Annotated in this window: 14 protein-coding genes and 1 other RNA gene; 2 read left to right on the top strand and 13 right to left on the bottom strand. The window is 43.3% G+C overall.

What is annotated here, in order from left to right:
- Window positions 1-176: 176 nt before the first annotated feature.
- The 6 genes from PN466_RS18730 to PN466_RS18705 form a co-directional block, all read right to left on the bottom strand.
- Window positions 177-593: a hypothetical protein gene (locus tag PN466_RS18730; RefSeq protein ID WP_271942294.1), complete on the bottom strand. Its 417-nt coding sequence runs from the start codon at window positions 591-593 to the stop codon at window positions 177-179.
- 8 nt (window positions 594-601) lie between these two features.
- Window positions 602-982, bottom strand: coding sequence for a phasin family protein (locus PN466_RS18725; RefSeq protein ID WP_271942291.1), 381 nt, complete (start codon window positions 980-982; stop codon window positions 602-604).
- A gap of 24 nt (window positions 983-1,006) precedes the next feature.
- Window positions 1,007-1,103, bottom strand: an RNA gene (ffs, locus tag PN466_RS18720) — signal recognition particle sRNA small type.
- A 111-nt stretch (window positions 1,104-1,214) separates the two neighbouring features.
- Window positions 1,215-1,880, bottom strand: a complete 666-nt coding sequence (locus tag PN466_RS18715; RefSeq protein ID WP_271942288.1) for a Fe2+-dependent dioxygenase — start codon at window positions 1,878-1,880, stop codon at window positions 1,215-1,217.
- Between the two features lie 123 nt (window positions 1,881-2,003).
- The gene (locus PN466_RS18710; protein WP_271942285.1) at window positions 2,004-2,837 is read right to left on the bottom strand and encodes a hypothetical protein; all 834 of its coding nucleotides are present in this window, start codon (window positions 2,835-2,837) and stop codon (window positions 2,004-2,006) included.
- 110 nt (window positions 2,838-2,947) lie between these two features.
- On the bottom strand, window positions 2,948-3,952 hold the full coding sequence (locus PN466_RS18705) for a multicopper oxidase domain-containing protein (RefSeq protein ID WP_271942282.1): 1,005 nt from the start codon (window positions 3,950-3,952) through the stop codon (window positions 2,948-2,950).
- A gap of 352 nt (window positions 3,953-4,304) precedes the next feature.
- On the opposite strand from PN466_RS18705, the gene PN466_RS18700 reads away from it, so the two are divergent.
- Window positions 4,305-5,003: a class I SAM-dependent methyltransferase gene (locus PN466_RS18700; protein WP_271942279.1), complete on the top strand. Its 699-nt coding sequence runs from the start codon at window positions 4,305-4,307 to the stop codon at window positions 5,001-5,003.
- Window positions 5,004-5,099: 96 nt separating this feature from the next.
- Here the strand turns inward: PN466_RS18700 and PN466_RS18695 are convergent, their stop codons facing one another.
- The 7 genes from PN466_RS18695 to PN466_RS18665 all read right to left on the bottom strand — a co-directional run bounded on the left by PN466_RS18695 (window position 5,100) and on the right by PN466_RS18665 (window position 12,478).
- A complete protein-coding gene (locus PN466_RS18695) occupies window positions 5,100-6,302 on the bottom strand; it encodes a ribulose bisphosphate carboxylase small subunit (protein WP_271942277.1) in 1,203 nt (400 codons plus the stop codon).
- 107 nt (window positions 6,303-6,409) lie between these two features.
- On the bottom strand, window positions 6,410-7,246 hold the full coding sequence (locus PN466_RS18690; RefSeq protein ID WP_271942274.1) for a hypothetical protein: 837 nt from the start codon (window positions 7,244-7,246) through the stop codon (window positions 6,410-6,412).
- 79 nt (window positions 7,247-7,325) lie between these two features.
- Window positions 7,326-8,666: a tetratricopeptide repeat protein gene (locus PN466_RS18685; protein ID WP_271942271.1), complete on the bottom strand. Its 1,341-nt coding sequence runs from the start codon at window positions 8,664-8,666 to the stop codon at window positions 7,326-7,328.
- Window positions 8,656-10,011, bottom strand: a complete 1,356-nt coding sequence (locus tag PN466_RS18680; protein ID WP_271942269.1) for a P-loop NTPase fold protein — start codon at window positions 10,009-10,011, stop codon at window positions 8,656-8,658. The genes PN466_RS18685 and PN466_RS18680 overlap by 11 nt, the downstream gene beginning before the upstream one ends.
- 130 nt (window positions 10,012-10,141) lie before the next feature.
- Window positions 10,142-10,483: a ribulose bisphosphate carboxylase small subunit gene (locus PN466_RS18675; RefSeq protein WP_271942267.1), complete on the bottom strand. Its 342-nt coding sequence runs from the start codon at window positions 10,481-10,483 to the stop codon at window positions 10,142-10,144.
- A gap of 52 nt (window positions 10,484-10,535) precedes the next feature.
- Window positions 10,536-10,922 (bottom strand): RuBisCO chaperone RbcX, encoded by a 387-nt coding sequence (rcbX, locus tag PN466_RS18670; protein WP_271942264.1) that lies wholly within the window; start codon window positions 10,920-10,922, stop codon window positions 10,536-10,538.
- A 125-nt stretch (window positions 10,923-11,047) separates the two neighbouring features.
- A complete protein-coding gene (locus PN466_RS18665; protein WP_271942261.1) occupies window positions 11,048-12,478 on the bottom strand; it encodes a form I ribulose bisphosphate carboxylase large subunit in 1,431 nt (476 codons plus the stop codon).
- Window positions 12,479-12,983: 505 nt separating this feature from the next.
- On the opposite strand from PN466_RS18665, the gene gcvT reads away from it, so the two are divergent.
- Complete coding sequence (gcvT, locus tag PN466_RS18660; protein WP_271942259.1) at window positions 12,984-14,081, top strand: glycine cleavage system aminomethyltransferase GcvT; 1,098 nt, start codon at window positions 12,984-12,986, stop codon at window positions 14,079-14,081.
- Window positions 14,082-14,099 lie beyond the last annotated feature (18 nt).

The following is a 14,099-nucleotide window of genomic DNA, read 5'->3' as shown; positions in this document are numbered from 1 at the left end:
AACCTCACTGTCCTAATCAACTCTTTCACTGCTATAGCTTGAAGCCTTAGCCCCTAAGCAATACAAGCTATTCCCTAGCACGAAGCGCTATATCATGAGGTGACAAGGAGGCTTGATAGTAGAGAGTATGGGAGGAATAGGGAGAGGAAACTTGGTATCCCATTCAAGTAACTCCTTCAGCTTCCGTCCATTCCTTCCCAGTCTCGACAAGAAGTATCTTCTGGTCCGTAAGGATGCATCCCACAAACCAACAGATTACCCCCATAAACTTGTCCGTGGTAATGACGACATCCCACGCAAGCTTGATGTTCGGGGTTTATAGGAAATTGCTCTAGATCCCCAAAAGGATTGTAATATGGCTCCTCTTCCCTAGACTCTAATGGGGAGTCCTCACTGGGTTCTAACCATTCATTGAAATAAGCTTCTAGATCTCGAAAGAGCAGCTCATCGAGAGTTTCAGCAATCTCGACGGTGATTTCCGCCATCTCGCCAACCCACTCTCCTAGCTCTTCCTCAACTTCCCGAAAAAACTCTTCAACTCCAGTCGTAAAGCTCTCACAGAGGTTCTGCCACTCTTTTTCCCAATCTTCCATAACTTCACTTAATCTTTTTGAAGGCGCTTCAGTTCTTCTTTGAGTTGATTGACTTGATCGCGCAATTCGTTAACTTGCTCGTCATCTGTGGAAGGTTCTGGCTCCTCATCATCTACAATTTCGATCCGACGAGGTTCTTTGAGCGTTTCTACTGAATGGGTTTCGGTTGCTTGCTGATTGACTTGTTGTTGAGCGCGATTGACAATTTCTTCGACCATGCGCTTGGCTTCTTCAGCCGTAATTTCTCCGCGCTCTACCATTTCATTGGCTAACTTTTGGGCTTGAGGGCGCAGATCGGCGATCGCACTTCCAGCCTTTTCCCCTGCATAGGATGCCACCCCAACTCCCATATAGAATGCTTTCTTGACGAAATCTCCTAAACCTGGCATCTCTGAATCCTCGTTCTGACACAGGGCGACCCGGAGTTTACGCCTATTACAAGCATCTCGTATTGCTGCTACCTTCCGGTCCTGACAAGGTTTGAGCGTTGTAATCGCATAAGTCCGGGTCTAAATTCAGCATAACACTTTAATGGACAGTTGAGGAGACTTCTTTTAGAAAAAAGGGGATGTTTAAGGGAAAAGGGTTGACCTATTACCCAGTCTGTAGCGTCATACTGACTCACTCTGCCCATTTTCTGAGCAAATTAGCCACACTTTTGGTAATCAGATCGAATTCGCTCGTTTTACCCTCCCGAGCATATAACGAGCGTTTTACTGTTTCTAAGTCAAACAAAATTTCCCGCTGATCGCGATCGCGAATCACGCTTTGAACCCACCCAACCGCAACGAGACGCTCGCCCGTGAGAACTGACTCGACTCGATGCAGCGTGGTGGACGGATAGACAATAGCACTACCCGCCTCTAACTTGTAGCCTTTCTCATCATCTGCTTGCTCAATCACCAATTCACCCCCAGTATAACTATTGGGATCGCTCAGGAAAACAGTAAACGAGAGATCCGAGCGCAGAAAGTTTGAGCCACCCATCAAGGCATTATCAACATGTCGTCCATAAGACATTCCTTCCCTATAGCGACTCAATAAGATGGAATGAACTACTTTAGGGCGAGCGAGAACTTGAAAGAGTTGATTTCTTTCCAGTGCTTTAGAGATCAGAGAAGATAAATTTTTAGTCTTTCGATGATGCGGTAATTGTTGATTGTGCTTGACTTGCTGAGTATGCCATCCAGCAGTGAGTTTTCCCTCTACAAATTCGGCTTCAGCGAAGTACGTTGTCAGATGTTGAAGTTCTTCCTCTGTCAATACATTAGGAATACGAACAATCATAGATGGCCAAGTATAGTCATTCAAATAACAACAAGACATAATTGTAAGGCCGTTTCAGGTCAGCGACAGCCGAAAACGGCCGGAAAGCCAGATACAGTCGTTAGTCGAACCAAGAATTAAGTATTAACTATGATCTCCAATGAGAAAAACTAAGCTGAATACTTTACTCGGTTCTGCTAAAGGAGTATTGGGAGGATTAACGGAAGGCCAAATGGTCTGAAGTTCTTGTAAGCTCTCTAGAATAACTTGGTGGTCATCAGGACGAGATCGCTTCATCGTATCAGCAATGGTTGCATAAAGCTCATTGGCATAAATAACAAACCCTCTAGAATCTTGATATTCTATAATTTCTACAAATCGGTTATTGGCGATCGCCGCTTCATATTCGGCTGCTGCTGTTTCCAGCACTCTACCAATGACTTCCAATACAAACTCTGGAGACTCTCTTAAATCTTTAGGGACTGCCATCATTGCTCCATCAATGGCCCTTACAGAGGTTTGGAACCGAGTTCTGAGTCGGGCACTCTGAGGATCGAATTTAACTAAATCATGAAGTTCATTTAGGGTCGTATCAAATTGGGGTACATTGCGATCGGCCAATTGTTCCTCTACATCACCATAGAGTTCTTCTACTGGATGTCCGATATGTGGCTCTGCCTGATCGTATTCCCCTGCTTCGATCAATTCTTCCGCTACGATCAGATGGCCTTGCATCAGAGCTAGAGCAGTCATATAATCCACATCTGGATCGCCTGAACTCGCCCCTCCTTCACCCGCTTCACCCCCTTGCTTACTATGTCCATGGCCCTGTTCGCTTGCCATCTTAATCGTTTCCAGGGTTGAAACAGATTCTTGGTCTTGACTTTGGTGATACACAGTTGCCCCACTGCTTGCACCCATAGTTGTCACTAAACCGATCGCTAAGAACAGTTCTACAGATTTTAGTTGCTTTGTCATTATAATTAAGAATTAATTTCAAGAAAAGCTCATCTGGAGAGGATAGATCTATTTGATGATTAATGTCAATAGCTAGCCTATCTCCTCCATCGAGTTTGACAACCCACCCCCTAAACAGGCAAAACATCAAAAAAACCCATACAGCCACGCTCTGCAATATCATCTTGATGGGGATGAAACATATACTGACCGGGGTACTTATACGAAAACTCTAAGATATGTCGTTCTGCGGTTCCCATCGTAATCACATCTGATTCTGCTGAGGATTTTAAGGTGCGTCCGGTGGGAAAAATTTGAAACATATTGGCATGAATATGGAAGGTGACGGCCGGATCGAACTCAATCATATTCAGCAAGTACAAACGGATTAACTGATTTTGGTAAACGGGAATCGGATGGTCTCGATAGTAATTAGGGATACCATTAAAGGCATAGAGTTCATTTTGATGATCGTTATTGATATCAAAGCCTCCCATCACCATCACCATTTCATCGGCTGGAACTCGTCCCTCTGGGGGGTCAACAATTAATAAACCATAGAGTCCTTTACTAATATGGCGGGTTACGGGGGCAATATGGCAATGATAAGGATGAACTCCAAACGGCTCGGCATCAAATTCGTATACCATGGTTTTTCCGTGGCGGATGGGTTCAATCCCATCCATGTCTACAGGGTGTGTACCGTGAAAATGCATACTGTGGGAATGCCCGCCTTCATTATGGAAAACGATCCGAATCCGTTCGCCTTCTTTTGCTCGGAAGGTCGGCCCAGGAACTCTGTCGTTTAAGTTCCAACTGATAAAAGTAATTACACTGTTGAGCTGTAATGGAGAGCTTTTCGCGGTGACTTCAAACTCCCGCACCTTTTTACCTTGTTCATATTTGACGGTACCATAGTCAAATTCCCGTAATAAGACCATGGGATCGAAGGGATGTTCTGATGGTGGAGTATAGCCTGCTGGTAGAGAAGGAATACGGATAGCTTGAAATGCTTTGGAAATCCTGGGTTTGAGCAGGGCTGAAGCGATCAGTAAACTACCACTGGCAGCTCCAAAACCTAATAGTTTTCGTCTAGAGACTTGTTGATAAATATTTTTAGAATATTGAGGATTCATGGGAGAACTAAGCGAAACACTCTATTAAGAATAATTTCTAAAACCAAAAATGGAAAGTCGGATAAATGGAAAGTCGGATAAAGGGTAGGGGCAAGAGCGATCGCCAACCGAGCAATAGGGTTCAAGGTTTATTGCTATGAGGGTGGTTCTATACCCCTTGAATGAAGAGCGTGAAGATTGTTACTAAAATCACCTCTTTTAATGAACAAGCGTCATCATCTAGCTGTAGAATATTAGGAAATAGGGTTTAATTCTCTCTCACGATGTACTACGAGGCTATTCCCTATAACTTTCCCTATCCACAATAGCCCAAATCAGTATATTTAATGACCAATAGCCAGGAGTAAATACGATGACATCTCTTAAAGACTGGATCTGGAACGAGCGCCAACAAATTGGCAAAGATTACGAATCTATTGAAGAAGTGGCTTTATATGATGAAAGCCACTCAAAGTTTCGTGACCTCAAGCTAGAAAGCCATGAAATACTCAAGCTAATTGGGGCAAAGCCAGGAATGAAACTTCTTGATATTGGCTGTGGCACTGGTATCTTTTCCATAGAAGCCTCCAAGAAAGGATTGGACGTAACTGCTATTGATGTTTCTAAGACCATGCTTGAGTACGCTAAGACAAAGGCTAATGAAGCAGAAGTCTCAATCAACTTTGAAGAAGGTGGATTTCTGACTCATACCAGTCCCCCAAGTCATTACGATCTAATCACATCTTCTTTTTCCTTTCACCATCTCCCAGACTTCTTCAAATTCATTGCTCTGGATAGGCTGCGAGGATTGATCAAAAGTGATGGTAAATTATTCATTCAGGACGTGATCGTTGAACAGAATAACTATGAACCTAATGTGAACCAGTTTATAGATCGCCAGGAGTCAGTTGGTGGCGACTTTTTAAGAGAGGATGCAATTGTTCATTTCCAGGAAGAATATTCTACATTTGACTGGATTCTTGAGGAACTCTTTAGGAAAGCTGGCTTTCAGATTGTAGACAGCTCCATTCAAGGTGGATTGCTGGGTCGATATCTATGTAGCCTTGCCTAGCTCTCTATAAGTGCTACCCACTAGGGAATAGGGAATAGCTTATATTGCTTAGAGCTTAAAGATTTAAGCTGTATTCCTCCTGAAGAGAGAATCGCTCTACGGTTTTTGAATCAAGGTCTCCAGAATGCGCTGTTTGCGCGGGCGATCGATCGCAATTAACCGGATATATTCATGGGGATGCTCTTCTAAAATACCGCTCAATTGGAAGAGTGCCTCTTGCAGACTTTGAGCTGATATAGGGCCAGCATTTTGCCACGATCCTGTCCGAAATCTGCGAGAATCAGCGATTTCTACGCCTAAACTGTAGCCTCCCTCTAGAATTTGTTGCACTTGTTGGGTAATCTCTGAGGGGAGATTAACGGGGGGAGAACTTGGGGGGAATTCCTCTGTCACTCTGGGAGAGGGTACTGTTGTAGATTCGGGCTTGGGTTGGTAAGTGTGGGATAATTTCAGCCGGTTAATATGGTGCTGCTGTTCTTGCAATTGTTCTGCCATGTGCAGCAGTTGGTCTAAGCTCCAGGCTTGGCTGGGAAATTCGGGCGGTTTTTCTTTACTATTCACTAATCGTTTGCCAATTTGGTCATAGCCGACGGTTTCGAGCAGGTGTAAAATTTGGTCATCATATAGGCGCGATCGCAGTACGGCAAAGAAATCAATCGGCTGTTCGGGAAAGCGATCGATTAACTGTTCAATGGTTGCACTGGGAAGATTATCCGGAGCAAAGATACCTTTAACAATGCCACCTTTATCTTGGCGATCGGGTTCCCAATAGAATTTTTCCATCCGTCCATCCCGAATGAGGGGAGCATAGAGTGTGGAAAAGTCATTTCCGGTGACAATAATGGGGACGCGATGTAGGGGGGTGGGATCGTAGCTTCCGGGAAGTTGCACATCCGTGGGGCGATCGGCAATATTCATTAATGTCCCATGTACCAATTGCGTATTCACCGTATATTGGGTACGCTCATCTAAACGACCTGCTCCCGCATCCAAATCATTAATCATTAATACCGTCATTTTCCCCCGCACCTTAATTAATTCAGCCGCTTCCCGATAGCGCAACCGAATTAACCGAGACGGATCTCCCGCATCCGGACTTTCCAATTCTCCCGCAGACATATGGATAACTTCCACGCCCATCTTCTCAAAAATTAATTCACATTGAAATGTTTTCCCTTCTCCCTTGCGTCCATGAATCCCTAAAATCAGAGGAACCGGCACTTGGGGTAAATCTAAGAAATTCTTGGTGATATGGATGGCAACTTTATTGAGAAATCGAGGCGCAATATAATAAGTCATACAGATTCTGATGCCATCTATCCGATAAGGCGACTGAACTTCAGTATTGTATCAGGAAACATGCCGGCTGTATTACTTGCAGGAAATTTGTAATTAAATGGTTGACTTCAGTTAGCAGAAACCAGTGAGATCTTCGCCCAAACAGTCTCATGAGTTTCATCCATCATCACTGTTGTCACCTCTTCAACCTTCAGCCTAGAATTAGGAGGAATAATCCCCTTAATATTTGCCAACCTCGTACCTCGCTCTCTTAAATTAATCGAAGTTATCGTTTCCATATTGGTCTGCGCTTGAGGAATTGTATTTTGCTTAATTGTTTTAGTGTTATCGTCCTCCAACGTTTGACTGCCAGACCGGATTTTACCCAAATAAATCCATCCCTCTACATTCGATTGCTCTTCCGTGAGCTTTTGCAACAGTTCTTTATCCGGACGATTAGCTATTTCTGCGGTACTATAGAATTCTATCTCAGGATTCTGGGCAGTTTGCACACTGCTCAATTTCTCGCGAATATAACCTTTAAATTCGTCGGTCACAGAATCATCATCAAGGATTAACCCCGATATAGTTTGAGTCAGTGCCTGATTCTGACTCGATATGGGAATCGTGAACAAAATTCGTTTTTCATCATCATCTTCAGCTAAATTATAAAGACTAATGAGGGCTATTTTCGCTTTGGTGTTATCTTCCCCAGCCAAATTTTCCAACTGTGCCTGAATTAGCTCAACAAACTTTTGCACTCTTTGATTTTCTTGTGCCCGCTCTTTAAGTTCTGTCTGGATTTCTGCTGAATTTCTTGCCGCTATAGTCGCTTGCCACGATGTGTAAATCCCAAAAATAGCTACGATGATACTGACCCCAATCTGTAATTGTTCTAACAATACTTTACGGTTTCCAGACGGAGAGCTGCGATCTTTATTTATATTTTGCTGTGACTCACTCATAAAACAAATTTCTATGCATCAAATAAGATTAACTAAGTCTTTGTACTTTAATTTGAAAACATTATGATAGATAAATATTTTAGGGTAAAGTGTTTTTTAGCCTGATTTCCATCTCTTTTCTATAACTAATTAATACCTCTTCATGCCGTCCTAGTTTATCTAAACAAATACCAATCTTGTGCCAAGCAGATGAGAAATTTTGTTGCAATTCTGCTGCTTTCTCATAACTGATTAACGCCTCTTCATACCGTCTTAATTTATCCAAAGATATACCACGGTTGTACCATGAAGATGATGCATTTTCGTTAATGCCGATCGCCTTATCAAAACTGTTAATTGACTCATCATATCGCCCTAATTTAGCCAAAGTAGAACCATGATTATTCCATACCCACACAGGTAATAAAGTTGGTTGTAGTTCGATTGCTTTGTTATGATGTTGTAGCTCTATTGCTTTTTCATAACTAAATATGGCCTGTTCATATCGCTCCAATTCATACAAAGCAACACCACGACAGTACCATGCATATGCAAACTCTGGGGTGTTTTCTATAGCGATATCGAATTTAGGGATAGCATCTTCTGCTTGTCCTAAGTTATCGCACAGAGTCCGTCCCCATTTGTTCCAAACTCTTGCATCGCTTGGATAAATTTCAGTCGCCTTTTTATAGCACGAAATGGCATTCTGATAACTGTTTTCACATTCAAAGAATAAACTTTGTTTCACTAATAAATCCGCTTTTTTCTCTGCATCTATATTGGGCAATACTATAATATTTCTTAGCTCTGCAATTCGCTCTAGCCGTTCAACACTAGACAGTTGAGAATATTCTGTAGATTCAGACTCCAGACCCCAGTTAATCATTGCATTATTATTCTTGTCTTTAGGTAGAACAAATAATCCTACTCGCCAATCATAAAAATCGGGTGCGCGGAACCGAAAATACTGCACTGCAAAGTAAGGTAAGATAAAGACAATAGCCGAAGGAATGCTTGTCCATATGTTTTCTCGACATTCATTCAAATGATTTAATAAGGGGGGAAGATCATAGAAACTATAATTAATGATCTTATCTTCATCCCAACCTAACCAACGTTTAGCATCCTCATAAGCATACAACGCTTCGTCAATTCTCCGTACTACTAAGACAGTGAATTGCTCCTGTTCGTATTTAGCTCTTGCTTTCGAGTAAAATGTCTGGGTTTCGGAATCCAAATCCATGAGCGCAACCCAATTAATTCCAAAATTATTTTGCAATCGCTCAATCACTTCTCTTTCTTTATCTCGTCCGCATTGGACAAAAAACCAACCTGCACCCTCATTATGACGAATTGCACGAATTAACTGGGCAAAAATTTCTTCTTCCGTTTCAGGTTCTAATTCATCTTCATCCCAATCAAGAATCTCTTCAACTTTCATTGTCTTTCTCCTGATACTCTTGCCACCGTTCTTTGAATACCTTCGATCCGTAAATTAAAGGGTGTACATTGTGCCAAATATTTTCCTCATCATACTCATCTACAAAATAATATTCTAAAATACAACGTCTATAGAGTAAGTTACGATACTCTGGCTCGTTATATTTGCGCTTAACGCTATAAACATTGAATAGTAATGGCCAGTCTGACTCTTGTAGTGTCTCCATATATCCCCGTCGATATTTGCTAATCGTTCGTTTTACAGCTTTTTGCGTAATAGGTAACTCGCTACTTTTATTGATGGCATCCCGCACTATATACATCAAGTCCCGTAAATGTCCACCACAACTAACACATAGCAATTGGACCGTTTCTTCTGTATCAAAAATATAAGGAATTAATTCTAAATTGCTGGCACAGGCTACTCGTTTTTCTAAAGCTGTTCGTAACTTTTTCAGCCCATCTTCCAAAACTTCACCATCTTGAGATTCAACCATAATCATGGGTAGAATTTGAATAGTTTCGTAGATAGTTTGTAAGTCGCTGGCTGCTCTAGAATAAAGTAAAGCAATGGGTGCAGTGTAGACGATATCGCACTTTAAACCTCGCATTAATTCAGAGCGATTAATATAAATGTCTTCTAGATTCGTTTGTCCATTTTCCTCATTCGGAATGAGAGCAATCCGGTCAAGATTATCAGCAATAATCACTATTTTCTTTTCGCTGTTCTGACTAGATGCTTTCGCACTTTCAATAAATTCGTTCAGCGCTTTGACTAAAGATTCTGTATTGGGTTCAACTAACTCTCGAATTTTTCTTCGCTTACTAGGTTCTGTCCGCATCACTGCTGTAATTCGGGTAAATTGAGATAGAGCAATGTTGACATTAAAGTTATCGAGTGAAACTTCAGTTAAAGCAAGCTCGGTTAGTTCTTCCCAGCGCGACTTTAACCAATTTGTAATTGGTGATGGATCGGCCTTATCTTTTAACTGCTTCAGGAGTTGCCGGGTACAGGATAAAAGAATATCTTGATATTGCGTATCCTGAAAACTCAAGTCTCCTTCTTTTTCAGTAGCAGCGGCGAAATAAACCACTACAAATCCATAGTTTTCTAAGTCTTTTTTTAATCGTTTTAACTCTGTTGATTTACCATTTCCTCGATGTCCGGAGTAAAGCAAATAAGTATTATTATCATCCTTTTTGATCGTGCCGCCCAACTCCTCTAAAATATCTTGATCTCCACGCACTGAGTTACAATTAACATAGCGAGGATCATCCGGCTCCAATGGCATATCGGGCCGGAATGAATTAAATAAGGCTTTGAGGAGACGGTCAGTTTCATTCATGGGACATATTTTGAGGTGGCTGTGGAATGGTTTAGTCAATGTGCTGATTATAGCGTAAGACAAAGGAGGGGCAAGTGACTTACCCCTCCTCAAATCCGACTAATCTACTAATTTATCGCTTCTTTATAACTTAGTAACGACGGAGATTAGCATTAGGTTTGTGAACAATGAAGCTCAGAACTTGACATTGTTTGATGTTGTCAAATCCCATAACGCGAACGTAGCTTTCGCGATATTCTGCACGACAAGCATCAATTTCAGCCATTACTTCGTTAACGGTTTTAGCGTGGAAGAGAGGAAGTTTCCACAACGTCCAGTAGCGCATTTCGGGGCTGGAATCTTCACTAAATTCCACACCAGCAATATAGCCTTGATCCAAAATGTACTGAATTTGCATTTTGATCTGGGCATCAGTCAGGGGAGGCAGGTAAGAAAGCGTTTCGTAACGGCGCTCTTTGGGTAAAGTTTGCATGGTTTTTAATCAGTTGTGTCTAGAATTTGGACTCGAAGTGATCCAGCAATCATCAATCTGAATCGGTTGGTGATTGGGTATCAGAAGAAGAATCAGGGATATTAAGTCGCGTTACTCGTTCGAGATATTGACGGCGATGTTCCATATTGCCTTGTTGAATATTACTGCGAACCATTTCGGGTAAGAAATCAGTAACTTCTTCAGCGAGATGTTCTCGTACCGTCATCACCCGGAAAGCCATCTCTGGTTTGACTTGGAAAAGCTCATCAAGATAAGCTTCTCCATCCTGAATTTTTCCGGTTGAGGAAAATCCACTGAGCCAAATCGCTTCACCGGGATTGGTTTCTCTTAACTGATTCATCACTACTTTGACCGCTTGATAGGTGAGATAACTCGCCATTACACGGCTAGTAGCTTTGGCAACGTTTTTAATATCCATGTCCTGATCTCGGCCGCTAAGATGAAAGAATCCCCGATTTTAGAGGGAGATTTGGGGCAAGATTGTGATCGACAACACTCTTGCCTCTTCTTCCTCTTAACGGATGCTCTAACTCTGGGCAGAGATTAGAGGGTATCCATGGCCTCGAACTCGAACTTGATTTCTTTCCACAGTTCGCAAGCAACGGCCAATTCAGGAGACCATTTACAAGCTTCGCGGATTACGTCGCCACCTTCACGGAAGAGGTTGCGACCTTCGTTACGAGCTTGGATACAAGCTTCGAGAGCAACGCGGTTAGCGGTTGCACCAGGAGCGTTACCCCAGGGGTGACCCAAGGTTCCACCACCGAACTGTAAGCAGGAGTCGTCACCGAAGATTTCTACGAGAGCTGGCATGTGCCATACGTGAATACCTCCGGAAGCAACGGGCATTACACCAGGCATGGAAGCCCAATCTTGGGTGAAGTAGATTCCGCGTTGACGGTCTTGTTCGATGTGGTCTTCGCGCATGAGGTCAACGAAGCCCATGGTGATGCCTTTTTCACCTTCGAGTTTACCCACAACGGTTCCAGAGTGGAGGTGGTCACCACCCGACATGCGTAAGCATTTGGCGAGAACGCGGAAGTGAATTCCGTGGGCTTTCTGACGGTCGATAACGGCGTGCATGGCGCGGTGGATGTGCAGCAGTACGCCGTTGTCGCGACACCATCTAGCCAGGGTTGTGTTGGCGGTGAATCCTCCAGTGAGGTAGTCATGCATGATGATGGGGGTACCGATTTCTTTGGCGAATTCGGCCCGTTGCATCATTTGTTCAACGGTAGGAGCGGTTACGTTAAGGTAGTGACCTTTGATTTCACCAGTTTCTGCTTGAGCTTTTTCGATCGCTTCTTGAACGAATAGGAAGCGGTCTCTCCAGCGCATAAAGGGCTGAGAGTTGATGTTTTCGTCGTCTTTGGTGAAGTCTAGACCACCCCGCAGACACTCGTATACTGCACGACCGTAGTTTTTAGCCGACAAACCGAGTTTGGGTTTGATGGTACAGCCGAGTAGGGGACGACCGTATTTGTTGAGTTTGTCCCGTTCTACGGTGATACCGTGGGGAGGCCCTTGGAAGGTTTTCAGATAAGCGATTGGAATCCGCATATCTTCTAAACGTAGGGCGCGTAGGGCTTTGAAACCGAATACGTTACCTACGATGGAGGTTAACATATTGGTTACAGAACCTTCTTCAAACAGATCCAGAGGATAAGCTACATAACAAATGTATTGGTTATCTTCTCCAGGAACTGATTCAATATCGTAGCAACGACCTTTGTAGCGATCGAGATCGGTTAATAGGTCAGTCCATACAGTCGTCCAGGTTCCGGTAGATGATTCCGCAGCTACCGCAGCACCTGCTTCTTCGGGAGGAACGCCCGGTTGGGGGGTCATCCGGAATGCGGCCAGAACGTCGGTATCTTTCGGTGTGTAATCTGGTGTGTAGTAGGTTAATTTGTAATCCTTTACACCAGCTTGGTACCCAGCTTTAGACTGAGTTTGAGTTTGAGCGTAAGACATGAAATCCCTTCCTAAAAACTAGCACTTAATACGTTTTGTGCCGATTGGCTAGATGTTTAAGAATATATCAAGATTTGGGCCACTTTACGTTCACTTCTACTTGTTTTGCAAATAATCCTTACTTATATTTACAGCTACCATTAAGCTTTATGACGAAAATCTTGACAAAAGTCTACAATTATTAAGAAGATATTAAACCTATTTTTTTGATCTGGGTTGGCGATCGCCAGTAAACAGAACTCCTCTGGGGATCGGTGAGTAAAAAGCCCTATACTTGCGCCACACCTAACGCAACATAACTTTATCTAGCTGAAGAGGAACACTAGGGTCGATTGTTACGATATGGACATTATTTGTGACAAAAGGATATAGCGATTTCCCCTTTAAGAACAGGAAAGGTGCTAGTCCCTCATCAAGTAGGGGCGAAAGTTTTTTCGCCCTCATGCTTTTCTAGGAGGGGGGCATCTTTTGGTATAGTGCCTGTAGGATCATTGAGACGGTAATCATGGCTTTACTTCATACTCCACTGTTTGACTCGTGCGTAAAACTCAAGGCAAAGATGACTGAATTTTCCGGTTGGGAAATGCCAGTACAATTTTCAGGAATCAAACAAGAACATGAAGCGGTCAGAACCCATGTCGGAATGTTTGACATCTCCCATATGGGCAAATTCTTCCTCAGTGGCCCTTCAGTAATCGCCAGTTTACAAACTCTTGTTCCCTCAGATCTTGCTCGTCTTAAACCGGGTCAAGCGCAATATACGGTACTGCTGAATCCAGAAGGAGGTATTATTGACGATATTATTGTCTATCTGCAAAGCCAAGAAGACAACGGAGAGGAAAAAGTCGCGATTATCGTTAATGCTGCCACTTGTGAGGGCGATCGCCAATGGATACAGCAGCATCTCGATCCAGATAAAATCCAATTCGACGACCAAACCCTCAACCAAGCCCTCATTGCTCTGCAAGGCCCCAAAGCCATTGAAACCCTACAAGCGCTCACCACAACCGATCTATCATCCATTCCTCGCTTCGGTCACACGACCCTTTCCCTGCTCGGGGGTTCGGCTTTTCTCGCTCACACCGGCTACACAGGTGAAGACGGAGTAGAAATCATGCTCGATCCAGACACGGCTCTTCAACTCTGGGATACCCTACTGCAAACCGGTGTTATCCCCTGTGGTTTAGGAGCTAGGGATACCCTACGCTTAGAAGCTGCTTTAGCGCTCTACGGTCAAGATATCGATCTCACCACAACTCCTCTAGAAGCGGGTTTGAAGTGGTTAGTCCATTTAAAAACTAAAGGCGATTTTATCGGTCGATCTGTGTTAGAAGAGCAGCAAGCAAACGGAGTTTCTAAGCGCTTGGTGGGACTACAAGGTGAAGGTCGCCATATTGCGCGTCATGACTATCCCCTTTTAGCTGCTGGAAAAGTCGTTTCTAAAGTGGCCAGTGGAACCCTTTCTCCGACCCTCGGTTATCCCATTGCCATGGCATACCTACCGAAGCAATGGGCAAAAATTGGGCAAGAAATTGAAGTGGAAATTCGTGGAAAACGGTATCCGATGAAAGTCGTTAAAAAACCGTTTTATCGCGCTGGGTAATGGGTCCACTCAGCAGTT

The organism is Roseofilum reptotaenium CS-1145 (assembly GCF_028330985.1).
In the GTDB taxonomy this organism is placed as follows: Bacteria; Cyanobacteriota; Cyanobacteriia; order Cyanobacteriales; family Desertifilaceae; genus Roseofilum; species Roseofilum reptotaenium.
Note: the sequence above shows the minus strand (reverse complement) of the source record. Positions and strands in the feature narration are given on the sequence as shown.